This window comes from Prauserella marina, from assembly GCF_002240355.1.
GTDB lineage: Bacteria > Actinomycetota > Actinomycetes > Mycobacteriales > Pseudonocardiaceae > Prauserella_A > Prauserella_A marina.
On the sequence record NZ_CP016353.1, the window covers coordinates 1,193,074 to 1,217,946 of the forward strand.

A 24,873-nucleotide genomic window follows, 5' to 3' on the forward strand; every position below is an offset into this window, starting at 1 on the left:
GTGGCATGGATCTGGAGAAATCCGGTGGCGCTCGCACCACGCCCCGGCAGTGGCTCGCGGTCGCGGTGTTGTCGTCGAGCACGTTCGTGGTGGTGACGTCGGAGATGCTGCCCGTCGGCGTGCTGACCCCGATGTCGGAGGGGCTGGACCTGGCGAAAGGCACCGTCGGCTCCAGCCTGACGATCACCGGCATCGTGACGGCACTCACCGCGCCGCTGGTGCCCCGGTTGCTCGGTGGTTTCGACAGGAGGGTGGTGCTCGCCATCGCGATGATCGTGCTCGCCACTGGCAACGCGCTCACCGCGCTGGCACAGGGATTCGGGACGCTGCTGGTTTCCCGGGTCGTACTCGGAGTGGGGATGGGCGCGGTGTGGGGCCTTGCCGCCGCTGTCGCGGCCAGGCTGGTCGCGCCGCGCAACGCCGCGCTCGCCGTGTCCTTCGCCGTCGGCGGGGTCGCGGCGGCTTCGGTCGCCGGGGTGCCGCTCGGCACGGTCGTCGGCACCGCGTTCGGCTGGCGGACGGCGTTCGGGACCCTGGCCGTCGGCGGCGTCGTACTGGCCGCTGGCCTGGTGCTGGCGCTGCCCCGGCTACCGAGGCCCGCGACGCCGGTAACCGGCAATCAGGCGACGACGTCGTTGCTGCGCGTTCCCGTCGTGGTCACCGGCCTGGTGATCACCGTCGCGCTCGTCACCGCGCATTTCGCCGCCTACACCTACGTCCGGCCTTTCCTTGAGGAACAGGGCCGATTCGGCCCAACGGCGATCGCGGTGGTCCTGCTCGGGTACGGACTCTTCGGGCTGGCAGGTAACTTCGTCGCCGGTGCGACGGCCGCGCGCCGTCCCCGGCCGACCCTGTTGAGTCTCGCCGCGGGGATCGGTGGCGCGATCACGCTGCTTGCGGTCTTCGGTTCACTGCAAGGAATCACGGCGGCCGGAATCGCGCTGTGGGGGCTGGCTTATGGCGGAGTGTCAGTGGCAGGCCAGATCTGGATGACGAAGGCCGCGCCGGACCGGGTCGAGCAGATCACCGGCAGCTATGTCGGGGCGTTCACCGGTTCGATCGCGCTCGGCGCCTTCCTCGGCGGCACGCTGGTCGAATCGGCCGGAATCACGCCGTTGTTGTGGAGTGCCGCCGTCCTCGCGTTCCTCTCACTGGCGTTCGGGCTGCTCAGGCCCGCTCAGTCGCGCCGCAACAGCGGTTGTGTACTGCACCGGAACGAACCGCCGAGCGAACGAGTGATCGAGAAGTCGACGTACTCGACGTGAATTCCCCTTGCCGCAAGGCGTTCGCCCACGTCGGCGAACGCGGGATCGGTGATGTAGCTGCCCTGGTCGAGCGGCAGGCCGTTGGTGGCGAGCGCGGTGGCTTTTTCCAACGACACCGGAACGCGGTCCCAATCGCGCAGGATCGGGGGAACGCCGTCGAGCAGCGCCTCCTCGCACACCACGAGCAAACCTTCCCTGACGAGCCCGAGCGCGCAGTCCAGATGCAGGATTTGCTCGTGAAGGCGGACCCGCTCGACGGTGTAGCCGTGCGGTGCGAGGTACTTCGCGAGCCAGCGCGCTCCCAGCCGGTTCGAGGCAAGTCCCGAGTCGCCGACGAAGACGTGCGAGCCGAGCACCAGCACGTCCCCGCCTTCGAGGAAGGGGCCCCTGCCGAGGGTGGCGTCCCCCGGTTCGGGGGTTTCCGGCATGGGGAGCGCGACGTACCCGCACTGGGCAGGCAGAACGTGGTCGAGCAGCACGTCGCGAACAGGAAGTACCTCGCGGCGGCGGTGCCGGAACCGCATCGAGGCTTCGATCACCTGGTCGCCGATCGTGAAGAACGGATCGCGGGCGAAGAAGTTGGCGTATCCGTCCTCACCGGCTTCCGCCTTCTCCTGGTCGCTGAGCCGGCGGGGCCGCAGCACCCTGACGCCGTGGGCCTCCAGCACCTCGCGGAACCGGTCCCTTTCCCGCTCCCACGCGGCCTGCCGTTCCGGGGCGCCCTCCCGCATGTCCTTGCCGACCGGGTTGCGCTGCCAGCCTTCGGCGAGGAACCGGCTGTCGCCCGAGGTCGCCGCGGACACCGGGATCGCCACCTCGCTCCGCGCGAGCACCACCGTGCGTAACGGCGCGAACTCGCTCTCGACGTACACCTCGTCCACGGTGCCTCCCGGTGCCTCCCCGTGCCTTCGTACTCCGTCTCATAGTCATCGGCGTAAGGCGAAGCGGTGCGGAGTCGCCGGGGGCTTCGTCACTCGATCCGAGGAATGACCGCAGGACCGAGGCGAACCATCTTCGAAGATCCACAATGGATCCACCGATCCCGGTTCCTTGCCAGCCGTGCCGGAATACGCCGCCGGGCCGAGCGCCTTCCATCGGTGTTCGCGTCGTGGTTGGATCGCACGCACATGGCACTTGTCGCCTGGACGGGGCGGGGAAAGGTGCGCCGGGACGCGATCAGCCGACTCGCAGAGCGAGGCATTCGCGCTGGCCCGCGGGCTACAGCTGAGGCTGAGTGAGCCGGTCGGCGACGACCTGATGAACACGCTCGTCGCGCTCCTGCTGCCGGAACGGCGGCCCGAACTGATCGAGCGCATGCACAAGGCACTCCTGGGCGGACGCTTCGAGGAGGCGGGGGAGTACGCGCGCCGCGCGATCGAACACCAGTTCGTTGTCGGCCAGCGTGCCGCGCAGGCCCATGTCGCGCAGCGGGCCGAGCTCGCCGCCACCGACCTCGGCGCGCTCGACGCCGACGCGCTGCGGGCGTGGCTGCGGCAGGCGACCCGAAATTGGGAACTCGGTACCAGGTCGGCACGGTAGGGCGTCGAAGTTTGTCCTCTTGATGGCGACTCGCCCGCCTGCGCCACCGGAATGTCACCGGCGTGCCACGGGGAATCCGCCTCCGGATGGCACGGTCGCACCGGCGTTCCTCTCCGAGCGCGCATTCCACTATGGACATTCACCCGTAGAGAAAAACGGAGGACACCACCGTGGCCCATCCCCACCAGGGCTTGAACCCGCCGAGCGGACCGGGATACCCGGGGCAGTGGAGCGCGCCTGCTTCACCGCCTGCCGGCCCCCTGACCCGAGCGAATTGGGGCAGTGTCGCGGCCGTCGCGCTCGGCACGGTCACCGCGCTCGTCGGACTGCTGTTCCTCGACTGGGTGCAGGGCAGCCCGCTTTCCGACGTCGCGGCCGCTCACCAGGCCGCCCTGGACCAAGGACTCCTCCCGCAGGTGTGGGGCAGGGAGGTGTTGCAGTTCTACCTCGACTTCGGGGCGCTGCTGCTGGTTGTGCTGCACGCCGCGTACATGCTCGCGTGGGTATCGGGCGGTGTCCGTGGCCGCAGCTCGGCCAGGCTCATCCTGAGTATGTCCGGCAAGGGAATCGCGGCTGGCAGGCTCACCGGCGCGAGGATCATGATGGGCGGCGCCTCGGCGATTCTGGCGGTCTTTCACGTGCTGATCCTGTCGAAGCTCTTCGACGGCCAGCTCGGGGTACTCGAAGCGGGTGGCTGGGTCATGCTCACCGGCCTCGTGATCGTCACCGTCGGCGCCGTCGCGGGCCCGCTCCTGCCTGCCCGCGACGGCCGGTGAACTCAGCCCGCGTGCTTGCGGCTGCGGTAGAGCAGCCACACGAAGTACGGCGCGCCGATGATCGCCGTCGTCAGTCCGGCGGGAAGCTGCCCTGGCGCGATGACGGTGCGGCCGATGGTGTCGGCAAGGCAGACGAGCACCGCGCCGAGCAACGCGGCTACGGGCAGCATGCGGGCGTGCCGCCTCCCGACGATCGCGCGCGCCGCGTGCGGGGCGACCAGCCCCACGAAGGCGATCACGCCGATTCCCGCGACCGCGGCACCGGTCAGCAGCGCCGCTCCGGCGAGCATCAGCAGCCGGGTCCTCGGCACGTTCACGCCGAGCACCCTCGGGGTCTCGTCGTCGACGGAGAGCAGGTCGAGTTCGCCTCGGGCACGCACGAGCAGCGGGACCATCACCAGCAGCACCAGTGCCATCGGCACCAGGTGCTCGAACGACCTCCCGTAGGTGGAACCGCCGAGCCAGGTCAGCGCCTTCGTCTCGTTCCACGGATCGGAAAGGGCGATGAGCAGGGTGACGAGCGCCTGCGTCGCCGCCTGCACTCCGAACCCGATGAGCACGAGACGTTCACTCGCGAAGCCGCCCTTCGCCGCCAGCGCGAATACGATCGCCGTCGCCAGCGCCGCGCCCAGCCCCGCGAACCCGGCCTGCGCCCAGAAACCGATGCCCGGCACGAGGGTGATCACGGTGACCGCGCCGAGACTCGCGCCGCCGGAGACACCGATGATGCCGGGTTCGGCCAGCGGATTGCGGGCGACGGACTGGATCAGCGAGCCGGCGAGCGCGAGCGCGGCACCGGCGAGCAGCGCGGCGAGCACTCTCGGCGCCCTGGTGTCCATGACGTTGCTGACGATCGGGCCCGCCTGCCCTGCCAGCCAGTTGCCGATGTCTCCCAAGAGCAGCTTGGTGTCGCCGAGCAGCACGGCCGAGGCCAGCACGCCGAGCGTGGCGACGATCAGGGTGCCGAGTACGACGCGGTAGCGGACCACGCCGACCCCGCCCCTCGCGCCTGCCGAAGGCGGTTCGGCAGGCCGCGACGTGATCCTGATGTTGCGGGCCAGCAACATCAGGAACGCCGCGCCGAGGATCGTCGTCACCACGCCCGTCGGTATTTCTAGCGCGCTCTGCGAGCCGATCATCGCCCGCAGCAGGACATCGGCACCAAGCAGCAGCGTCACCCCGAGTGCGGCGGAGACGGGAATGAGCGCGGCGTGCCGGTGCAGCCCCGGCACCGCGTTGGTGAGCAGCCTCGCGAGCGCCGGTGCGGCCAGCCCGACGAAACCGATCGGGCCGGCCACGGTGACCGCGGCGGCGGCCAGCATCACGGCCAGCAGGATCGCCGCAGCCCTGATCCGCCCCACGTGCACGCCGAGAGCTCTGGCGTGGTCGTCGCCGAGATACACCAGGTCGAGGCGGCGGGACATCGCGAACAGGCACAGCAGCGCCACCCCGACGACCGGCGCGAGCGTGGTCACCCCTGACAGCCCGTTCTGACCGAGCGAGCCCGCTCCCCACGCGAAGAGGCCCCTCGTCTCTTGCGCGAACAGCAACAGCAGCACCCTGGTCACGGCGACCATCGCCAGCGCGATCGCGGTACCGGCGAGCACGAGGCGCACGATGCCCGTCCCCCCGGTCCCGGAAAGGCCCAGCACCAGTACCGCGGCGGCGAGGCCGCCCGCGAACGCGATTCCGGCGGCACCGAGCAGCGGCAACGAGATCCCGAACGCCGCGACCGCGACGACGGCGAGGTGCGCGCCCGCGTCGACGGCCAGCGTGTCCGGCGACGCCATGATGTTGCGGGCCACCGATTGCAGCACCGCTCCGGCGACGCCGAGCGCGACGCCGACGAGAATCGCGGCGAGCAGCCGGGGCAAGCGCGATTCGACGACCACCGCGGCAGGCCCATCCGTGCCCACCCCGAAGACGAACCCCAGCACGTCCCACGCGTCGAGGCTCGCCGTGCCCTGCGTCAGGTGCACGGCGCTGCCGAGCACGATCAGCGTGAGCAGGCCCGCGGCCAGCAGCGCCAGCCTGCCGCCCCTCCGTGCTGGAGCCTCCCCGGTTTCGGGAGTCCGATGTGGATGGACGGAGGCCGGAGCCGCGTTGTTCACGTGTTATTCCTTGAGTGCTTCGACGGCGGCGTCGACGTACTGCTCCATCGATTTGACACCGCCGAACATCCACAGCGAGTCCGAGAAGCGCGCCACCTTGCCGCTCTTCACGAACGGGAGTTCCTTCCAGATCGCGTTGTTCGCGAGCTCATCGGCGTACGGGTCGCCGAACGAATCGTTGGCCTCGTACCAGAAGTGCACGTCGGGAAGCGCGGTCAGTCCCTCGACGTCGGCGCTCGCGAGCCCGTACGCGGGGTCGCCCTCCATCGGCCACGCGTTGCGCAGGCCGATGCTCTCCAGCACGTCGCCGACGAGCGATCCCTTGGCGAACGGCCGGATGGTGACGCTGCCCGCGTCCACATAGGCGTCGGAGAAGGCGAACTGGTCGCCGGTGGCGCCGAGGTCCTCGACCGCGGCCTTGCCCTCGGCGATCTTCTCGTCGAACTCCGTCCTGAGCTCAGTGGCGCGTTCCTCGGTACCGGTCGCCTTCGCGATCATGTCGATGCTCTCGAACATCGAACCGATGGCGTCCTCCGTGCTGCCGCCCTCGATGACGAGCACGGGAGTCGTCGCCTCGATCTGCTCAAGGGCGCCCTCGGTCAGGCTGTCGGTGACGACGAGCAGGTCGAGATCCAAGGGACCGAGCGCGTCGGTGCTCGGCTCACCCCTGGTTCCGATGTCCTTGGGGGTGTCGTCGAGCGGTGCCGCGCTCACCCACTGCTCGTAGCCCTCGATGTCGGAAACGCCGACGGGCATGACACCCAGCGAGACGAGGTGTTCGACCCCGTTCCACTCGGTGGCCGCGACCCGCGTGGCAGGACCGTCCAGAGTGACTTCCTTGCCGCGCGAGTCGACGACCGTGATGGGGTCGCCGCTCGCCGTGTCCCTTTCGCCGCCACCGGCCTCCTCCGTCGTGCCGCACCCCGCCACGAACAACGCGGCCGCGGCGGAGAGGCCGATGATCACCTTGGTGGTGCGCATACTTCTCCTGCCTTCATCGGTGACCGGCGCCGCCGGTCAGACTGTGCTCGCCCGCGCGGGGGCGTCGTTGAAGCGGCCGACGGCGCGGGTGCGGACGCGTCCGGTCGAGGGGTCCTCGTCGACGTCGACCCTGATGCCGTAGGCGCGAGTCAGGTTCTCGCTGGTCAGTACCTCGCCGGGAGTGCCCTCAGCGGTGACCCGCCCCGATTCGAGCAGCAGCAACCGGTCGGCGATGGCAGCGGCCTGGTCGAGATCGTGCAGCACGACGCCGACACCGACGTCGTGCCGATCGGCCAGGTCGCGGATCACGTCGAGGATTTCGACCTGGTAGCGCAGGTCGAGGAAGGTGGTCGGCTCGTCGAGCAGTAGCAGCCCGGTGTCCTGGGCGAGGCAGCTCGCGAGCCACACCCGTTGTGCCTGGCCGCCGGACAGCGACTGCACGGCGCGGTCGGCGATCGCGGCGAGACCGGTCAGCGTGATCGCCCGCTCGACGGCGGCGGGCCCTTCGGCGTCCTTTCCGCCCCACCGTGACCGGTGAGGGTGCCTGCCGAACTCGATGAGCTCGCGCACGTTCAGCCCGCCAGGCGCTGTCCTTTGCTGGGACAGCAACGTGATCCGGCGGGCGAGGTCCCTTGCCGACAGTGCCCGCAGATCGGCGCCGTCGGCGAAGGTGACCGCGCCGGACGCCGGGGGATGCAGTCGCGCGAGCGCGCGAAGCAGGGTGGACTTGCCGCTGCCGTTGGGGCCGATCAAGGCGGTGACGGTGCCCGCTTCGAGCGAGATCGACGTGGCGTGCACGACGACGTCGCCGCCATAGGCGATGTCGATCTCGCGCGCGGAGACGCCGCGGGCCGCTGAGGACGGGGGCACAGGCACCAGCACACACTAAAGACAGGCTTGCCTAACCGACAAGGTTTGTGGTCGCCGGCACATCTCGTGCTCCGCTAGCGGCGTGTGCTTTTCCGTGGTGCGGAACGGATTGATCACCCGGCGTGCCGGAGTCGGCGCGGATGGTGTTCTGCGGACCCGCGCTTCTCGATGTCCCGCGCGGATCTCACGGCGGCGTACGCGCGGCCGAGGCCGCGGCACGCAGCGCGCTCAATTGCGCAGGGCGGGCATGTTCGCCGAGCTGGTCGGTCAGAAACCGCTCCGCCTCTGCGTAGCCGCTGGGAACGAACGTCTCCGTCCGGAGGTGGAACGACTCCGCGGCCGCGTCGAGCGCTTCCTCCCAGCGCTCCAGCGTGGCCGACGTTCTCGCGTGCACGAGCAGCATCGCCGCCAGCGAAGGCAGGTAGCCGGGTTCGGTGGAACTCCGCTCTCTCGCGAACGCGACGGCCTTGTCCGTCGTGGCCGCCGACGTGCTCGGCTGCCCCAGCTCCGCGATGATCACCCCCGCCCGCAACCAGGTCTCGGCGAACGCGGGCCGATGGGCGACGGGGTCGTCCTCGGCGAGCCGCGCGACGGACTCCGTCGCCTCAAGGGCCGGGGAAAGCGCCTCCTCGTGCCGTCCGAGGTGGCGCAGCGCGAGGCAGGCGCAGCGCAACGCCGCCGCGAACGTGGGCTCCCACCGGCGTGGGTCGGCGCTGGCGCCCTCGCGCAGGCGCGGGATCGCACGCAGAAGCACGTCCGCGCAGTGGGCGGACGGCTCCGTCGAGTTTTCCGCGATCTCGGCGATCTCGGTGCCGGGCACGGCGGTGCCGCCGGGTCTGCCGAAGCCGCTTTCGCGCAGTTCGGCCATGGCCGCCTCGAAGGACAACGGGTCGGTTCCGGTCAGCTCACCGAAGATCCGGGAAACGGGGTCGCGGCTCACGAACTCCCTCCTCGCCGATTCGATGGCTTCGGCGAGCCCGGGAAACCGGTCGTCGGCTCTGGCCGGGCCGGCCAGAGCCGTGGCGAAGCCTTCGACCACGGCCGCGAGTTCACCGGCGAACCCACCGGCCAATTCGCCCGGCCTGCGCGGATCCCGCCACGGCTCGTCGCCCGCGAGCTGATCGCCGAGAATCGTCACGGCTGTCGTGAGGTGGGCCTCGGGCCCGCTGCGACCGTGGTTCTCGCGTCGCAGAGTGATCTCCGCGGCCTCCGTGCACGCGGTCAGCGCCTCGTCCCACTCCCGTAGTTCACCGAGCACCGCGCCGAACTGGACCAGCTCTACCGACAGGATCCATTCGTGCTCAACCGGGTTGTCGGCGGCGAGCCCTCTGCGGATCTCGATGCTCTCGCGAAGGGCGGCGGCGGCCTCGGTCTGTCTGCCGAGCCGGTGAAGCACGCTCGACAGCGCGTTCAGCGTTCCCGCGAGGTGTTCTTCGTTGCCTGCGGGATCGGCCTCGGCGATCGCCCTGCTGAGGTGCGCGGCTTCCGTGCACACGGCGAGCGCCTGCTCCCAGTGGCCGAAGTCGATGAGGATCTGCTCGCGGGATTCCACTGACGACAACAGACTCGCGCGAAACTCCGGATCGCGGTGAGCCATCTTCCTGCCGATGACGATCGATTCCCCGATCGTCGCCAGTGCCTCGTCCTCGTGTTCGAGTTCACCGTGGACTCTGGCTAGATGTTCCAATGTGGACCGAAGATTTTCCTCATGCCGAAAGGGATCGGCGGCGTGGAGCTTCCTCGCCGCGGTGACGGCCTCGACCGCCCCCTCCAGCGCCTCCTCGTGCCGGTCCAGCTCGCCGAGGATCATCGTCCGTAAATTTAGCCAGAGACAGAGATTCAGCTCGTGCTCGCCCGCGTCGTCATCGTCACCGGAAGCGAGTTTCCGAAACGACGCGATGGCTTCGTCGACCTTTTCCAGCGCCTCCTCGGTGCGCTCCAGTCGCATCAGCGCCGCCGCGGTACCGCCGAGCAGGACGGCGAGATCTCCTTGGTGTTGCGACGGATCCTTCGCGGCCAGCTCGCGCATGATGCCCACCGACTCGTCGAGCGCGGCGAGCGCGTCGTGTTGCCGGCTGGTCGGCGTCCATCTCGACCCGGTGATGATCTTGTTCAGGAAGGCCGTCCACCAGACCTCCGTGCCGCCTTCCATGATCTGGCTGCCACCGAAGTAGGCAAGGGCCTCGGCGAGCGAAAGCCGGAAGGATCCGGGGTCCCGTTCGGCGAGCCCTCGGAACAACCGCACGGCCTCGGTGAAGGCCGCGCCTGCCTTCTCCGCTCGCGCCGCCTCGTGAAGACGCTTGCCGAGCGCGACGTTGATGTTCGCTTTGCCCTCGGCATCCGGTGTTCTCGCCAGCCGGTGGTTCGCGAGGCGCTCGGCGAGGTCGGCCGCGGCGACGGTGAGTGCTCCCTTGGTGCCGTCGGGCAGCAGGTCGTCCAGTTCTTCGAGGCAGGACATGAGATGCGGCCACCGCTCGCTCGCCGCGACGAGGAAGCCGATCGCCCTCGGCGCGTACGCCGGCGGGTCGCTACCGTCGCCGCGCGGGGTGAGCAGCAGGCAGGCGGCGCCGTCGGTCCAGGCGTCCGCGACGGTGACCGGCGAATCGTGACCGGGAATCGACAGCGCGAGGAAGTCCTCGGCGAGCCGGTCGGGGTAGAGCGGCTCCAGGACGGTGCGGGCTTCGGACGGCGGATAGCAGTAACCGTGGTCGGTCAGCATGCGGTCGGCGTCACCCAGGCCGACGGCCGTGAGCGCCGCGACGGCGTCGCGGTAGGAAACCGGTCCGGTGAGCGTCGCGGTGAACACGACCCTCGCCATGTCGTCGGGCGGTGTCCGGAACGCGACGCGACCTCCGGCGGGGTTGCCGTCGGCGAGGTTCGTGCCGCTGTCGTGGAGGGTGTGCCAGTGATGCCGTTCGCGCTGAAGCAGGTAGGCGGTCAGGCCGGTCATGTCCTCGGGGGCGCCGGGGGTGTCCGCCGTTCTGGCGAGCCGGTCGACCGCGACCAGCGCCGCCATGTGCACGGCGAGCGCGAGTCCGAATTCGGCGCGGTCCAGCCAGCGCGGGACGGGGATCTCCGCAGGGGGGATCCGGTAGCGGCTCGCGAAACAGTCGCGAGCGGCCACGAACATGTGTTGCCTCGCCTCGCCCGCGAGTGGAAGCGGTTCGAGGCCCTTGCTGACGCAGGCTTCGCCCGGCCAGCCCGCCTGGACGAGCGCGTGCCGCAGCGAAGGCCACACGTGCGGGCTCCGCGCCAGCAGCAGCACCCTGACCGGTACGTCCGCGCGAAGGACCTTGTTGCCGAACAACATCGCGAGATGCGCGAGCGGCCACCGGTCGGCGTAGTCGGCGATCAGCAACAGCCCGGTCGCGTTCGTGGTACGCAGATCCTGACTCGACGGTTCGGCCGCGTCGACGAGCCCGGTCGTGTGTTCGGCGGTGAGTACCTTCCAGCCGTCGGCGGTCGCGCGTTCGGCGATCAAGTTCGCCAGCCGCGTCTTGCCATGCCCTCCTGGCGCGTGCAGCCACAACACCGCTCTGCTCTCGTCGCCGTCACGCCATGCGGTGAGTTCGTCGACCTCGTCGGTTCTTCCGGTGAAGTCCACGACGGCGGAGCGAGCGTTGAGCAGTTGGCTCGGCTGCGCGGGAAATCCGTCGAGCGCCGTGAGCGGAGGCGGCGGCCGGTCGCCGGAGAGGTGGTCCCGCAGCAGGTACACCGGTCCCGCGCCCTCGATGACGTGCAGGTCGCCGCCGATGAGCCCGTATGCGTTTCCGGCCTCGGCGTGGACGTTCTGGACGATCCGTCCTTCGGGCACGCCCTTGGTCACGGCAGCGGGAAGGGGTGATTGGTGATGGTGCCGCCGATGACGCCCTGTGCCGTCGAATTCTGGCCGCTCGCGGTGATGTGCTGCTCGATCGTCGTTTCCTGAACCGGTTGCCGCCGGATCTCGTGCAGCAGTGCCTCCAGTTCGTACCTCGCCTCGGGGTGCGTGGCCAGCAGATCCCGAAGCCGCGTTTCCCACATGATTTCGGCCCTCAGCAGCGCGGCAGCAGCCCCGTCCTCGCCGGTCTCGCTGAGTTCTTCGGCCGATCGCCGCAATTCGGCGGCGATCCTTCGTTCCAGTTCGGTCCCGGATCGCCGCCACAGCGCCGGAATCTTCTTGACCAGCTCCACCAATCCGTTGGCCAGCGCTTTGACGAGTTCCTTTCCGCCTTCGGTCGCCAGTGTCTCGATCATGTCCGGCACAGCCCCCACCCCCGAACGGCTCATTGCGGGCCTGCTCGGGCCCGCCTTGTGATCGTCAGCACCACGTTAGCGGTTTCGCGGTGGGGTGTGGGCAGGGTCAGGAAGGAGCGAACGCGCGCAGCACCGCGTCGACGAGGCCGTCGGCGAAGGCGTCGTCGAGCGCCCCGGTGCGCAGCAGCCAGCGCTGGGCGATGGGGGACCAGAGCAGGTCGATGACGAGATCGAGATCGGCGCCGGAATCGAGTTGGCCCGCGCGTTGCCCACTCCGGAGCCGGTCCTTCTTCACCGCCGCCATCGGTGCCGCCATGCGTTCCCTGTACCCGGCGGCCAATTCGGGGTCGCCCGCGATCTCGATGTTGAGCGCGCGCACGGGTGCTTCGAAGGCGGGATCGGTGAATTCGGCGACCGTCGCCCGCAGGACGGTCTTCAGATCGGCTTCGAGGTCGCCCGTGTCCGGCAGGGCCATGGTGCCGGAATCCTTTTCGGCACCATGGTTTTCCTGCTCGGGATCGCCTTCGCTGAGTGCGAGGATCGCGTCGAAGACCACCGCGCCCTTCGAAGGCCACCAGCGGTAGATGGTCTGCTTGCCGACTCCCGCCTTCGCCGCGATCGCCTCGATGCTGACCTTCTGGTAGCCGGCCTCGGTGATGAGCGCCCTTGTCGCCGCAAGGATCGCGGACCGGGACTTCGCGTTGCGTCGTGCTGGATTCGGCCGGTTCGTCATGCGCCCAGCCTAGGCGAAACGAGACGGTCCGTCTTGACAGGTCCATGGGCACGCTCGTAGTGTCTGACCAATCGAGACGGACCGTCTCGTCTTGCGAAAGGGGCGTACATGACCACCACGGGTATCGAGACCCGCCACATGGCCGATGAGCGTCAGGGAAGGGCCTGGTTCATCACGGGTGCCTCACGCGGTCTCGGCCGCGCGTTCGCCGAGGCGGCGCTCGCGGCAGGCGACCGGGTCGTCGGCACCGCGAGGGACGTCGGCCCGCTCGCCGAACTCGCCGTCGGATACCAGGGCAGACTGCTCGCACTGGAACTGGACATCGCAGATCGGGCCGCCGTCCACGCCGTCGTCGACAAGGCCGTCGCCGAGCTCGGCGGGCTCGACATCGTCGTCAACAACGCGGGTCAGCTCCTGTACGGCATGCTCGAAGAAGCGACAGAGGAGCAGGTGCGCGCCCACTTCGACACCAACGTGCACGGTGCGCTCTGGGTCGGCCAGGCGGTGCTGCCGTACCTGCGAGAGCAGGGCAGCGGGCACGTCGTGCAGGTGACGTCCATGGGATCGACGGGAGGTTTCGCCTCGGTCGGCCTCTACAGCGCCGGAAAAGCGGCGCTGGACGCGCTCAGCGAAGCACTCGCCATGGAAGTGGAGTCCTTCGGTGTCTCGGTGACCATCGTGCAGCCGGGCAGTTTCGCCACCGACCTGTTCACCCGGGGCACGACCATGACCGAGGAACGCGGTCACTACGCCCCGCTGCGGGCCAAGCTCGCCGAACTGTGGGCCGATGCCGACGCGGGCGAGCCGGCCGAGGCCGCGGCCGTGCTGCTCAGGGCGATCGAGATCCAGCCTCCGCCCAAGCGGCTCATTCTCGGCTCGACCTCCTACGACCTGGTGCTGAAGGACCTCGAAGCGCGCATCGGCGAACACCGCCGCTGGGAAGAACTCAGCAGGCAGGCCGGGCAGGCGTGACGGACCAAGCGGGGGCGCTCATTCGAGCGGGATTCGTACCACCGGCGAGCCGTTGACCCCGAACCACGTCACCCACTCGCTCACGAGGTCGAACTCGATGGCGACGGCCCCCTCGTGGGCGGGGACCTCGACGCGCACCGCGAACTCGGCCCGTTCGCCAGGGCCGATGCCCTGACCGGGAAGCGCGATCCTGGTCAGGTCGCGCACGGTCTGGTCGCGCAGGTGGACCCGCACGCCAAGCAGGACGGGGCCGAACTCGGCTTCGGAGGGCAGCCAGCGCCGGGGCCCCGGGTTGCGTACCTCGCAGATGCCCTCGACGACACTCGTGCCTTCGACGGTGCTCACCCGCACGCCGCTGATGCTCAGCTCGCCGACGAGGCCGTCGGCCTCCCTGCTGTCAGCGACCTCCGCGCCTTCCTTGCGGAGCCAGAACATGCGCCGGTCGCCGATGGCGGCGCGGGTGGGAGCCGCGAAGGTCGCCTCGTCGTCCCTTCCCTCGACGACGTCGTCGAACGTGTCGAGATCCACCCAGCGCGGCGACGAGTCGAGCAGGCACAACCGCAGTTCGGTGAAACCGGACTCGCGCGCGGTGGCCCAGACGTCCTCGATGATCACGTCGTTCTCGATGACGCCGAAATTGCGCATCTCGTACTGCGACTGCGCTTGGCAGGAGTGCAGCGGGCCTGGCTCGGCGAACGCCGCGATGCCACCAGGTCGCAGCACCCGCGCCAGTTCCCTGATGACGTCGTCGGGATTGGGGACGTGGTGGAACGCGTCGTAGGACAGGATCCGGTCGACGGCGGCGTCGGGAAGGTCGATGCGGTGACCGTCGAACACGAGGAACTCCGGCGAGGGCTGGTCGCCGAGTACCGGAAGCCTTTCGTAGAGCTGTTTTCCGAGCTCCAGCGCCGTCGGTGAGACATCGAGGGCGATGACCTTGCAGCCGAGCTGGGTCAGGAACCGGCTCGTCCAGCAGGTTCCCGCGCCGAAGTCGAGCACGGTCATACCAGGAAGCGGCCGCAGCGCCCTGAGTACCTGCCCGAACGTGACGAGCAGGTCCGGTGTTTCCGCTACGTCTTTGAAGGGCTTCGTCAGCAGTACGCCGGGATCCTCGACCGCGCGGAAGTAGCCCTCGGCCCGCTCCGACAGTTCCTCGACGGTCACCGTCCTGATCAGTTCGGCGACGTCGATCCAGTGTGGGTCGCCGTTTCCGTTGCTCGCCTGCCGCTTCTTGTCGCGCGGGCCGGCGGGTTCGAGCCGTGCGGCGAACTCCTCCGACGAGGCGAGGCTCGCGCAAATGTCGGTGAGTGTCATCTCGCCCGACCGCAGGGCACTCAGGTATTGCGCCGCGCCCGACTCGTCGGCGGCGCGGCCGAGGATCAACCGGTAGGCGCGGTCGACAGCGGCTTCGGCGCCGTCCTGGTCATCCTGAGCCAGGGTTCGTGGTGGATTCGCGCGGTGCACGCCGAGACGCTACACGGTAAGGCCGTTCTCGCCGGAGCCGCTGTCACACCACGACGTTCATGTCGCTGGCCGACAGGCTGCGGCTGAGTGCCCAGATGATCCACACGTCGAGCGCGATGATCAACAGCGACCACAGCGGGTAGTAGGGAATGAAAAGGAAATTCCCGACGATCGACAACGACACCAGCAGAATCGCGAGCCAGTAGGCCCATGCCTGCGCCGCGAACACACCGAGCCCGACGAGCACGGCCAGCGCTCCGAGAGCGAGATGGATCCAGCCCCACGCGGTCAGCCGGATGTCGAACAGATAGTTGTCGACGGTGAGATAGAAGTTGTTCGCGAAGATCGCGGCGAGCCCGTTGAGCACCTGAAGGGCGCCGACGACGATCAACGCGATACCCGCGAAATAGGTGACTCCCTTGGCGGTCCCGCTTCGCTGTTCGCGGGTGGCCGTGCCGTGGGTCGCGTCCTGGTGAGCCATGCCGTCCCCTCTCGGTGCTCGTCGCGGTGAGGTCGCTCGGTGGGGGAGCGGATGCGACAACGAAAGCGTCTCCAGCGCGGTGCCCTGCCGCAACTCGGCTCGTGGTCCGGACGGTGACGGCGAGTCGCCACGGTCGACGCAGCGTGTTTCTCGCGGCGACGGCGGTGGTGCGAGAGTGGTGGCCGGGACGCGTGAGGCCGCTGGAACCCGCGTGAGGGGCGGGCACGGAAGTCCACTGTGGAGCGGCCGGAGCGCGAAAGCACCCGGTCGTGGGAAAGTCTCCAGCGGGTCAGGAGCGCGGACCGGCCGCTCCTTCGAGCCTGAGCAGGGCCGCCTTGGCCTCCGGCCCGCCCGCGTACTCGCCGAACGATCCGTCGCTGCGCACCACCCGGTGGCAGGGCACCACGATGGGAATCGGGTTGGTGGCACACGCCGTTCCCACCGCCCTGACGGCCTTCGGATTGCCGACGCCTTCGGCCACGTCGCGGTAACTCTCGGTGCGACCGTAGGGAATCAGCGGAAGATGCCGTTGGACGAGCTGCCGGAAACCCGAGGAGAGCCGGTGATCCAGCGGGAGGCCGAACGCCGTTCGCCGCCCCGCGAAGTACTCGTCGAGTTCCCTCGCCGTCGCACTGAGCCGAGCTGGTGCGCGCAGCACCCTCGGGCTGAGCTTCGTGGCCAGCTCGTCGAGCACCGCGTCGTGGTTCTGCCGCTCGAAGGCGACCTTGACGAGGCCCCGTTCCGACGCGGCGAGCAGCAACGTGCCGATCGGGCTGTCGACCGTCGTGTACGCGATGTCGAGCAGTCCGGCGGCTGCCGCCGTCTCGGCCAGTTTTCCTTGCAGCGCGGTCAGTTCCGCTTCGCTGACGGCAGGGATCGCTGGGACGTCCCGTTGTGCGTGGTTGCCTTTCACGAGGGAATCCTTTCTCGCAGGCGTTTTTCAGAGGTTTCGCAGGGTGAGGCGCAGGGCGCGAATGCCGTCGGCGCCCGCCCGCCGCGCGGCGTCGGCCGAACCGCCGATGAGCTCGGCCACCCGCGGGTAGGGCAGGCCGCCGAAGTAGTGATAGGCCAGGGCGAGCCGTTGTTTGTCGGGCAGTGCGGCGACCCTGTCCCACAGTTCGGTGTCGGCTGGCGGGTCCGCGGTTGCCCGTTCCGGCGGTTCGGCCATCGGAACGGCGCGGCGGGCGCGGGCCCTCGTGACGTCGATCGCCTTCCGGTGGGCGATCGTCACGAGCCACGCCTGCACGTTCGTGCCCTCGGCGAGCCCGGGCCACGCCCTCAGCGCGGCGAGGAACGTCTCGGACCACGCCTCGTCGGCGTCGGGACCCGGCCCCAGTACCGCCCTGCACACCCTGAGCACGACGGCGCCGTGCTCGGTCACGATCCGTTCGAAGGGCTTTTCGGTCGCCACAGGTCGCTGGTCCTCGTCGTTCGTGCTCGATGTGCGGGTCAGAACAGCCTGCCCGCCTCGGCGGGGCTTGGCTGCTCCAGGTCGAGCAGCCTGCGCTTGCGTTCGAGGCCACCGGCGTAACCGGTGAGGCCACCGTCCTTGCCGACGACCCGGTGACAGGCGATGACGATGCTCAGCGGGTTCCTGCCGACGGCCCTGCCGACCACCTGGGCCAGTGACCTGCCGCCGAGCTGTTCCGCGAGGTCGCCGTAGGTCGTCGTCGTGCCGTAGGGAATGTCGCGAAGCAGTGCCCACACGCGTTCCTGGAACGGGTCGCCATGCGTGGCGACCGGCACGGTGAACGCCGTGCGCTCTCCGGCGAGGTAGTCCGTGAGCTGGGCGGCCGCCTCGGCGAAAAGGGGATCGGCCGCCGCGTCGACGAGCGGGCCGATGGCGTTCTCCTCGGGCGGATACCAGTGCCGTTCGAAGTAGACGCCGGTCAGCGCGTCGCCGTCGGCGACAAGGGTCAGCTCGCCCAGCGCGCTGTCGACGCGCGCGTGCCGCGCTGTGCTGGTTGTGGTCGTCATCAGTGCCTCCTCGCCGGGTAGACGCACCGGCTGCGAGGAGTGTGAGGCCGGCTCAGCCACTTTCGCCGCCGAGAATTCCGAGCCGGTAGGCCGAGGCGACCGCCGAGGCCCTGTCCGGCACTTCCAGTTTGGCGTAGATGTGCAGCAGGTGAGTCTTCACGGTCGCTTCGCTGAGGTGGAGCATCGCCGCGGTCTCCCTGTTGGTGTTGCCTCGCGCCACGAGCGCCAGCACTTCGCGTTCCCGCGCGCTCAGCGGGGTCGCGGCGAGCCGGTGCGCGGGGCGCACCCTGCGCAACAGCAGGGCGGCGACCGACGAGGACAGCACGGTCTCGCCGCGGGCTGCCGCGCGCACCGCCCTGAACAGTTCCTCCCTCGGCGCGTCCTTGAGCAGGTAGCCGATGGCACCTGCCTCGACGGCGGGCAACACGTCGGAATCCGTGTCGTGTGTGGTCAGCACGAGCACCTTCACGGCAGGCGTCGTTTCGAGGAGAAGCCGGATCAGCTCGGCGCCACTGGGATCGGGCATGCGCAGATCGGTCAGCGCCACGTCCGGAACGGTGGCCGCGACCACGGCCAGCGCCTCCTGGCCGCTCGCCGCTTCACCCACGATCTCGAAGTCGGCTTGGGTGCCGAGCATGGCGCGCAGCCCGTCGCGCACGACGGGATGATCGTCGATCACCACGAGCCGAAGCGGTGTCACGATTCGGCGCCGATCATGGGAAGGCTGACGCTGACCGCCGTGCCTTTCAGCTGAGCGGACTCGACCTCCACCGTGCCGGAGAGCCGCCGCACGCGCTCGCGCAACGCGTGCAGCCCGAACCCGCCCTCCCGTGACGTGTCGAATCCCTTGCCGTCGTCGCGAACGTCCAGCACGATCAGATCCTCCATATAGGACAGTGTGAGGTCGACTCTCGTCGCTCGCGCGTGCCTTCCCACGTTGGACAGTGCCTCCTGGGCCGCGCGCAGCACCGTGACCTCGACCTCCGCGTGCGCGGGCCGGGGCGTTCCCGTCACGGTGAGGGAAGCGGCGATGTCGTGCTGGTCCCGCCATGCGGCGAGTGTCTTCTCCAGCGCCTCACCGAGTCTCGCGTCCTCAAGCGGGCCGGGCCGCAACGCGTCGATAGACCGGCGTACCTCGACAAGGCTCGTCCTCGCGAGTTCCCTCGCGAGACCGATGCGCTCCCGCGCTGGTCCTTCCGCTGACAGTTCCTCGGCGACTTCGAGCTGCGTCACGACACCGGTGAGTCCTTGCGCGACGGTGTCGTGGATTTCGCGAGCCATCCTGGCGCGCTCCTCCGTCATCCCGGTCTCGCGCGCCTTCTCCAGCAGAAGCTGGTGGAGCTCCGCGTTTTCCGCCGCGACGGCGACGAGCCTCGCGTTGGTCTCCCTTCGCCGGACGGCCTCTCGTTCCATCCCCCTGATCGCCCAGCCGATCAGTGCCGCGAGCGGGGTGGCGACCGCGAGGCTGAGCAGCAGTTGCCGCGGTTCGGTACTTGGCGATGCCAGCCAGGGGAGGTTGGCGGCGATCACTCCCGCGTAGGCGAGCAGACCTGGCAGGGTGACGAAGGCGAGCACGTAACAGACGGGGATGAACAGCTGGAAGGCGCCGCTTCTCGAAACCAGCAGCGCGGTGAGCGCCAGCAACCCGGCGAAATAGATGATCATCAAGGTGGTCGCGCGTTCCCACCACCGAGGGTGCGCGACCACGAACCAGCCATGCCACGCGACGAGGACGACGACGATGCCCATGGTGCCGAGCTGGTGTGGCCTGCCAGGGGAGGTGCCGGTGAACGACACGGCGCAGGCGATGCCGAGCAGCGCGTAGGGCGTCAGTGCCCACGCTTTGTTCCAGCGGCGTTCCTGCCGGATGCCGTGCTCCTGTTCCACCGAGGTCACGCCGTCAGTGTCGCAGGGTGCGGTAGGTCAGCCCGCGCAGCAGGTTCTCGGCGGGGCCGTTCTTCCCCGCTCTCCGCAGTACCTCGGCGAGCAGCACGGAGACGAGCCACGTTCCCAGCGCGACCATGGCGACGGAGGCCGAGCCGAGGGTCGCGCCGAGGCCGAGAGTGAAGGGCAGCAGCAGTACCGCGAACACGACCGACTGGAACAGGTAGCAGCTCAGCGAACGCCTGCCGCAGGCGACGATCGCGGTGACGAGCGCGCCCTGCCTGCCCGGGCCGGTCAGCTTGATGGCCAGCGAACCGGCCAGCGCCCCGTAGCCGATTCCGGCGGCGACTCCGGACACCGCGTGTGCCGCAGAAGCCAACCAGTAGGCGCCGCCCGGGTGCCAGAAGCCGCCGACCGCCAATGCCATGGGCAGTCCGCCCACGACGCCGAGTGCCAGCCCGGTGACGGCCGTCCGGCGCAGGAGGGCTCTGTGGTTTCGTGGTTCGTCGAGTACGCCGCGCCTCGCCGCCCACACGCCGATCAGCGCGGCGCTGCCGACGCCGAGCATGCCGAGCGGGGTCATGAGCCATTCCAGCGGCCGCAGCGCCAGCGCCTCGAAGGGATCGGTCACGGCGAACGACCAGAAGAAGCTCCGTTCCGTGCTCGCGATGGGCGTCAGGTAAGCGAAGCCCTGGACCGTGGCGACGACGAGCAGCCAGGCCGCCGCCGTGCGGAGCAGCGTGCGGTCCGAGGCGCGAAGCAGCGCGAGTACGGCGAAGCCGAGCAGCCCGTACAAGCCGAGAACGTCGCCGGGAAACAACAGCACCGCGTGTACGAAGCCGAAGCCGATGAGCCAGCGGTTGCGTCTGCGCAGCGTTCGGGTGGCATCCGGCTCGGGCACGCCGCTCGCCCGCAGGCGTCGCATGTTCCGCACGAGGCCGTAGGCGAACAGCGCCGCGAACATGGGATACGCGCGGCCGTCGACGAGCGTCACGGTGATGACGCTGACGATCCGGTCGAGCAGGCCGTCCTCGATGACGTGCTGGCGGGGCCCGTATGGCCGTCCGTGGAGGAAGACCGCCGAGTTGGCGAGCGCGATGAGGGCGAGCAGCGCGCCCCTGGCGAGGTCGGGGGCGAGTACGCGCTCGCCGGATGTCGTTGGCCCAGGCAGGGCTTCGCGCAAGGTCATGGCGTCCAGCCTGGGCGGTGGCGCGCGGCGTGGCGTCGAACCATCGGTGGGCTCGAGACCTCCACCGCCGGGTCAGCCGCATCAACCGATCGACCGATGCCAAGCCGCCGAGTTCCGCACCCGGCCCGCCGAGTTCCGCGTTGGCGTCACCGAGGTCCGCAGCTGGGGGCTGCGTGCCGCAGCCGACAGGCGTGCCCGGCCCGGCCGGCCGCCGAAACTCACAGCTACGTCCTCAAAGGATGGTCCTGTTCTCCTGTGCGGGAACAGCTCAGGCGAGGTCGTCGAACTCGCCGGCTCTGACTCCCTCGAACCAGGCGGCCATCTCGGAACGGGTGAACAACACCATGCCCGCGTCGGGGTTCTTGCTGTTGCGGACCGCGATCCTGTCGTCAGGCAACACCGCCATCTCGACGCAGTTGCCCCCACCGCCGCTGTTGCCTCCGGAAAAGCTGCTCTTGCGCCATTCGATGGGGCCCGCCCCGGCAATCTGCATTCTGGTACTCCAGTGTCGTCCGACTGTGCTGATCGTCCGAGCATGTCAACGTTGGTGCCTGGACGGAAGCGGCTGTTCGAGTGCTGTGCCGGTGGCCGTGTGGGTCGGCCCTCGGTGAGGTCGGTGGCGGGGCGACGTGCCGCCGACGCCACCGAGGGCCGCGGCCGGTCCGGTCGGCCACCAGGTGGCAGGTGAACCGGCACACACGGGCACGGCTTGCCCGCGCACGGCCGCCAGAATAGTAGACATAACGGTCAATTGGCCAGGGCTGTTTTTCGCGGTCGGGCCGTCAGGGTACGACTCTACAGTGGACATCTGTGCAATCCACATTGGACTATTGATGCGGTCTGCTCAGTTTGCCAGCGCCAGCGCGAGCGACGACCCGGCCATCGCGAGGTAGACAATGGGCGGTGCGATGTCGCGGAAGACGCGCTCGCGCACGTGGATCCCGACCGCGCCGCAAAAGAACAACACCAGCCCCGCCGCGGCGGCGATGTCGATCACCGGCATGCCGAGTACGCCGAGCAGCATCCCGCAAGCCCCCGCGGCCTTGAGGGCTCCCAATGCCGGTATCAGCGAGGTGTTCAAGCCGAGTTCGGTCGCGTTCGCCACCACGAACCTCGCGCGGGCGAAGTCGGCGAACGCGGCGCTCGCGTTGGCGACGATCGTGGCCAGCGCGCACACGAGGTACGTCGTATTCATCCGGTGTCGCCTCCGCTGAGTTGTCCGGCGCGACGGTTCATGGTCCGGCTCCTTCCGGTTCGCGGTCGGTTACCCCTACGACGAGGGCGTCGCCGCGAATGTGACCGCGAAGCGGCAAACAGCGGGACGATCAGCTCGGGTCGGCTACCGCGGCTGCTCTCGCCTCATCGGAAGCACACCCAGCACCAGCCCCACCAATGCCGAGGCCGCGCCTACGAGTACGACGGCTGGCCAGCCACCGCCGACCCACAGCAGTGGTCCGAGCATCGACCCCATGGCGATCCCGAGGAAGCGCAGCGTGAAGTAAACGGTGTTCAGCCGGTTGTGGGTCGCCGGGTCGAGGGTGAACAACAGCGCCTGGCACGCCGCCTGATTGCCCCACACTCCGATGTCCAGCACGATCACACCCGCGACGAGCCACCACAGATTGGTCCCGCCTGGGAGCAGCACCAGCCAGCCGACGATGACCAGGCCGATCAGCGTGGCCATCGCACCGAACCTGCCCGCACGATCGGCGAGCCGTCCAGCCCATGGGGAGGCAACGGCGCTGGCGGCCGCCACCAGCCCGAACAAACCGATCTGGGTCGAACCGAACCCGTACTGTTCTGCCAGCAGGAACGTCAGTGTGGTCCAAAAAGCCCCGAAGGCGACCCCCACCATGGTCGCCGAACTCACCACTCGCCAGACCAGCGGCTGGACGGCGAGCCGGGGTAGCGAGCCGAGCGCGGCGCGGTAGGTCCCCGCGTTCGTCGGTGGAACGGAGGGAAGCATGCGTGCGAGGACCGCCATGAGGCCAAGGGTCAGCACGCTGGAACACACGTACACGCCTCGCCAGCCCACGAGGTCGGCCAGTGCTCCGGAGTAGGCCCGCGAGGCGAGGACTCCGACGAGCAGACCCGCCTGCACGGCGCCGACGACCCTGCCGCTCGACTTGCCCTCCGCGAGTGCGACGGCGAGCGGGGTGACGAGCTGGGGAATCGCGGAAAGCAGGCCGACGACGAGGCTCGCGGTGATCAGCCACCACACCGTCGGCGCCAGCGCGCAGCCGATGAGTGCGACCGCCGAGGCGGTCCCGAGCCGCAGAATGAGTTTTCGCCGGTCGCGGCTGTCGCCGGTGGGGACGACGAGGAGGATGCCTGCCGCGTAGCCGAGTTGGGTCGCGGTTGGCAGCGCACCCAGCACGCCGGGCGTCGCGTCGAGCGACTCCGCGATCGCACCGAGCAGCGGCTGGCTGAGATACACGTTTGCGGCGGTGACGGCGCTCGTCGCGGCCAATGCGATGGTCAACTTTCCGGCCGACCGGCCGGAGGTGACGGGGGTCGTTCTACTCACATGTGGCGAGGTTAGAGCGGTCGCCGGTGGCATACTTTCGTGGTCACGCCATCAACTGTCGAGAACGCGCCATGTACGGGAAGAGCGAACACCGCGACGACTACCAGGACGTGCCGAGGCCGGTCGCGGCGATGGCGCGTGACCTGCCGGACGGGCACCACATCCCCGCCCACCGGCACAGGCGAGCACAACTCATCTACGGGACGACGGGAGCCATCACCGTCACGACCGGCCATGGTGTCTGGGTCGTTCCCGCCACGCGAGGCGCCTGGGTCCCGGCGGGGACGAGTCATGGCATGACGTGCGCGGGCGCGGTGGCGTTGCGCACCGTCTACTTCGAACCGGAATCGGTCGCCTCGCTGCCGGCCGAACCCGCCGTTCTTTCCGTGTCGCCGTTGCTGAGAGAACTCATCGACGAGGCGACCCGGCTACCGGTTGAATACGATCGCGCGGGCAGGGACGGCAAAATCATGGAACTGCTGCTGCTCGAACTTGCCCCGAACCCGGTGCCCGCCTTGTATCTGCCGATGCCCGACGATCCAGGGCTCGCATCGCTGTGCTCCGAGATCTTGCGCTCTCCGGCCGAATCGTGGACGACCGGTGCCGCGGCGGTACTGTCGCACATGAGCCCGCGCAGCCTGCAACGCAAATTTCCCTCCGCCACCGGGATGAGTCTCGCGCGCTGGGTTCAGCAGGCGAGGCTCGTGCACGCCGTCAGGCTGCTGGCACGCGGCGTGCCGGTCACCGCGGTCGCGGCGGCCTCGGGATATTCCACCCCGAGTGCGTTCACCGCGATGTTCCGCCGAACTCTCGACACGACACCAAAGATCTACTTCGCCGACTGACGGTAGCCGGTGCCATCACCGGATCGGGCTACGATCCAAGAGGATCCGGCGAGAGGAACGTGACGCGGTGAATCAGCAGGATTGGCTTGCCGAACAGTTCGACAGCCATCGTCCCACGCTGCGGGCCGTTGCCTACCGGATGCTCGGTTCCCTGAGCGAGGCCGATGACGCTCTGCAAGAGGCGTGGCTGCGGGCGAGTGGTGCCGACACCAGCCGGGTGGAGCGACCGGTCGCGTGGCTGACCACGGTGGTGGGCAGGGTGTGTCTCAACATCCTGCGCGCACGTCGCTCCCGGAAGGAGGAGCCGCTCGACGCCCGGCTTCCCGACCCGGTCGTCAGCCGTGAAGACGACGACGATCCCGAGCACAGGGCGCTGCTCGCCGACGCGGTCGGGCTCGCTCTTCTCGTCGTCTTCGACACCCTCGCTCCCGCCGAGCGACTCGCGTTCGTCTTGCACGACATGTTCGCCGTGCCGTTCGACGACATCGGCCCCATGATCGACCGCACTCCCGCCGCCGCGCGGCAGCTCGCCAGCAGGGCCCGGCGAAGGGTTCGGGAACAGGCTCCCGTGCCCGACGCCGACAGGGACAAGCAGCGCGACGTCGTCGACGCATTCTTCGCCGCGGCGAGGGAGGGCGACCTCGACGCACTCGTCGCCGTGCTCGCCCCCGACGTCGTGCTGCGCTCCGACGGAGGGGTGGCGCGGGCGCGGCACACGCTCGACATCGAGGGCGCGAGGTCGGTCGCCGGTCAGGCGGCGAGCTTCAGCGCGCTCGCCAGGTTCGTGCGCCCCGCGCTCATCAACGGCACGGCGGGTGCGGTCGTCATCGCCAAGGGCCGGCCGCTGGCCGTCATGGCGTTTACGGTCTCCGGAGGTGTGATCGCGACGGTCGAGGTCATCGCCGACCCCGAGCGGCTCGTGAATTTCGATCTCACCGGTTTCAGGGATTGATGCGCTCTCTGTCTACATAGGACCTTCTGGTGCTCGCGGTGCACAGGGATCCGGTGGGAAACGTGTGCACC

General features: G+C 69.2%; 24 protein-coding genes. 6 read left to right on the forward strand and 18 right to left on the reverse strand.

From position 1 onward, the window contains the following. Nucleotides 1–5: 5 nt before the first annotated feature. Nucleotides 6–1,265, forward strand: a complete 1,260-nt coding sequence (locus BAY61_RS05460; RefSeq protein WP_091799262.1) for an MFS transporter — start codon at nucleotides 6–8, stop codon at nucleotides 1,263–1,265. Here BAY61_RS05460 and BAY61_RS05465 read toward each other — a convergent pair. Beyond that, nucleotides 1,178–2,146 (reverse strand): dimethylarginine dimethylaminohydrolase family protein, encoded by a 969-nt coding sequence (locus BAY61_RS05465; protein WP_091799265.1) that lies wholly within the window; start codon nucleotides 2,144–2,146, stop codon nucleotides 1,178–1,180. The genes BAY61_RS05460 and BAY61_RS05465 overlap by 88 nt on opposite strands. Nucleotides 2,147–2,399: 253 nt before the next feature. On the opposite strand from BAY61_RS05465, the gene BAY61_RS05470 reads away from it, so the two are divergent. Beyond that, nucleotides 2,400–2,804 (forward strand): hypothetical protein, encoded by a 405-nt coding sequence (locus BAY61_RS05470; protein ID WP_143021339.1) that lies wholly within the window; start codon nucleotides 2,400–2,402, stop codon nucleotides 2,802–2,804. 170 nt (nucleotides 2,805–2,974) lie between these two features. Continuing rightward, nucleotides 2,975–3,580, forward strand: a complete 606-nt coding sequence (locus BAY61_RS05475; RefSeq protein ID WP_091799271.1) for a hypothetical protein — start codon at nucleotides 2,975–2,977, stop codon at nucleotides 3,578–3,580. A 2-nt stretch (nucleotides 3,581–3,582) separates the two neighbouring features. Here BAY61_RS05475 and BAY61_RS05480 read toward each other — a convergent pair whose 3' ends face one another. The 6 genes from BAY61_RS05480 to BAY61_RS05505 all read right to left on the reverse strand — a co-directional run bounded on the left by BAY61_RS05480 (nucleotide 3,583) and on the right by BAY61_RS05505 (nucleotide 12,511). Then, nucleotides 3,583–5,691, reverse strand: coding sequence for an iron ABC transporter permease (locus tag BAY61_RS05480; protein ID WP_091799274.1), 2,109 nt, complete (start codon nucleotides 5,689–5,691; stop codon nucleotides 3,583–3,585). Between the two features lie 3 nt (nucleotides 5,692–5,694). Continuing rightward, nucleotides 5,695–6,672, reverse strand: coding sequence for an ABC transporter substrate-binding protein (locus BAY61_RS05485; RefSeq protein WP_091799277.1), 978 nt, complete (start codon nucleotides 6,670–6,672; stop codon nucleotides 5,695–5,697). Nucleotides 6,673–6,708: 36 nt separating this feature from the next. Beyond that, the gene (locus BAY61_RS05490) at nucleotides 6,709–7,548 is read right to left on the reverse strand and encodes an ABC transporter ATP-binding protein (RefSeq protein WP_245865823.1); all 840 of its coding nucleotides are present in this window, start codon (nucleotides 7,546–7,548) and stop codon (nucleotides 6,709–6,711) included. 178 nt (nucleotides 7,549–7,726) lie between these two features. After that, the gene (locus BAY61_RS05495) at nucleotides 7,727–11,368 is read right to left on the reverse strand and encodes a tetratricopeptide repeat protein (RefSeq protein ID WP_091799280.1); all 3,642 of its coding nucleotides are present in this window, start codon (nucleotides 11,366–11,368) and stop codon (nucleotides 7,727–7,729) included. Next, a complete protein-coding gene (locus BAY61_RS05500) occupies nucleotides 11,365–11,787 on the reverse strand; it encodes a hypothetical protein (protein WP_143021340.1) in 423 nt (140 codons plus the stop codon). Before BAY61_RS05500 ends, BAY61_RS05495 begins: the two co-directional genes overlap by 4 nt. 97 nt (nucleotides 11,788–11,884) lie before the next feature. Next, a complete protein-coding gene (locus BAY61_RS05505; RefSeq protein WP_091799285.1) occupies nucleotides 11,885–12,511 on the reverse strand; it encodes a TetR/AcrR family transcriptional regulator in 627 nt (208 codons plus the stop codon). Between the two features lie 108 nt (nucleotides 12,512–12,619). Here BAY61_RS05505 and BAY61_RS05510 point away from each other — a divergent pair, with 108 nt between their 5' ends. Further along, complete coding sequence (locus BAY61_RS05510) at nucleotides 12,620–13,483, forward strand: SDR family NAD(P)-dependent oxidoreductase (protein ID WP_245865824.1); 864 nt, start codon at nucleotides 12,620–12,622, stop codon at nucleotides 13,481–13,483. Between the two features lie 18 nt (nucleotides 13,484–13,501). Here the strand turns inward: BAY61_RS05510 and BAY61_RS05515 are convergent, their stop codons facing one another. The 11 genes from BAY61_RS05515 to BAY61_RS05565 all read right to left on the reverse strand — a co-directional run bounded on the left by BAY61_RS05515 (nucleotide 13,502) and on the right by BAY61_RS05565 (nucleotide 23,005). Continuing rightward, a complete protein-coding gene (locus BAY61_RS05515) occupies nucleotides 13,502–14,947 on the reverse strand; it encodes a methyltransferase domain-containing protein (RefSeq protein ID WP_091799288.1) in 1,446 nt (481 codons plus the stop codon). Nucleotides 14,948–14,990: 43 nt separating this feature from the next. Further along, nucleotides 14,991–15,428, reverse strand: coding sequence for a DUF7144 family membrane protein (locus BAY61_RS05520; RefSeq protein ID WP_091799291.1), 438 nt, complete (start codon nucleotides 15,426–15,428; stop codon nucleotides 14,991–14,993). 289 nt (nucleotides 15,429–15,717) lie between these two features. Continuing rightward, nucleotides 15,718–16,281 carry a methylated-DNA--[protein]-cysteine S-methyltransferase gene (locus tag BAY61_RS05525; RefSeq protein ID WP_245866157.1) on the reverse strand — a complete coding sequence of 188 codons (564 nt, stop codon included), beginning with the start codon at nucleotides 16,279–16,281 and terminating at the stop codon, nucleotides 15,718–15,720. Nucleotides 16,282–16,368: 87 nt separating this feature from the next. Continuing rightward, complete coding sequence (locus BAY61_RS05530; RefSeq protein WP_091799294.1) at nucleotides 16,369–16,839, reverse strand: RNA polymerase sigma factor; 471 nt, start codon at nucleotides 16,837–16,839, stop codon at nucleotides 16,369–16,371. 38 nt (nucleotides 16,840–16,877) lie between these two features. Then, the gene (locus BAY61_RS05535) at nucleotides 16,878–17,405 is read right to left on the reverse strand and encodes a methylated-DNA--[protein]-cysteine S-methyltransferase (RefSeq protein WP_091799298.1); all 528 of its coding nucleotides are present in this window, start codon (nucleotides 17,403–17,405) and stop codon (nucleotides 16,878–16,880) included. Between the two features lie 52 nt (nucleotides 17,406–17,457). Next, the gene (locus tag BAY61_RS05540; RefSeq protein WP_091799301.1) at nucleotides 17,458–18,105 is read right to left on the reverse strand and encodes a response regulator; all 648 of its coding nucleotides are present in this window, start codon (nucleotides 18,103–18,105) and stop codon (nucleotides 17,458–17,460) included. Further along, complete coding sequence (locus BAY61_RS05545; RefSeq protein WP_091799304.1) at nucleotides 18,102–19,301, reverse strand: sensor histidine kinase; 1,200 nt, start codon at nucleotides 19,299–19,301, stop codon at nucleotides 18,102–18,104. The genes BAY61_RS05540 and BAY61_RS05545 overlap by 4 nt, the downstream gene beginning before the upstream one ends. Before the next feature lie 4 nt (nucleotides 19,302–19,305). Then, on the reverse strand, nucleotides 19,306–20,478 hold the full coding sequence (locus BAY61_RS05550; protein WP_091799307.1) for a DUF418 domain-containing protein: 1,173 nt from the start codon (nucleotides 20,476–20,478) through the stop codon (nucleotides 19,306–19,308). Nucleotides 20,479–20,746: 268 nt separating this feature from the next. Further along, the gene (locus BAY61_RS05555; RefSeq protein ID WP_091799311.1) at nucleotides 20,747–20,971 is read right to left on the reverse strand and encodes a DUF397 domain-containing protein; all 225 of its coding nucleotides are present in this window, start codon (nucleotides 20,969–20,971) and stop codon (nucleotides 20,747–20,749) included. A 351-nt stretch (nucleotides 20,972–21,322) separates the two neighbouring features. After that, a complete protein-coding gene (locus BAY61_RS05560) occupies nucleotides 21,323–21,673 on the reverse strand; it encodes a DoxX family protein (RefSeq protein ID WP_091799314.1) in 351 nt (116 codons plus the stop codon). Nucleotides 21,674–21,817: 144 nt separating this feature from the next. Further along, nucleotides 21,818–23,005, reverse strand: coding sequence for an MFS transporter (locus BAY61_RS05565; protein ID WP_211323462.1), 1,188 nt, complete (start codon nucleotides 23,003–23,005; stop codon nucleotides 21,818–21,820). A gap of 71 nt (nucleotides 23,006–23,076) precedes the next feature. On the opposite strand from BAY61_RS05565, the gene BAY61_RS05570 reads away from it, so the two are divergent. Further along, complete coding sequence (locus tag BAY61_RS05570) at nucleotides 23,077–23,850, forward strand: AraC family transcriptional regulator (protein WP_091799320.1); 774 nt, start codon at nucleotides 23,077–23,079, stop codon at nucleotides 23,848–23,850. A 67-nt stretch (nucleotides 23,851–23,917) separates the two neighbouring features. Further along, complete coding sequence (locus BAY61_RS05575) at nucleotides 23,918–24,802, forward strand: sigma-70 family RNA polymerase sigma factor (protein ID WP_091799323.1); 885 nt, start codon at nucleotides 23,918–23,920, stop codon at nucleotides 24,800–24,802. Nucleotides 24,803–24,873 lie beyond the last annotated feature (71 nt).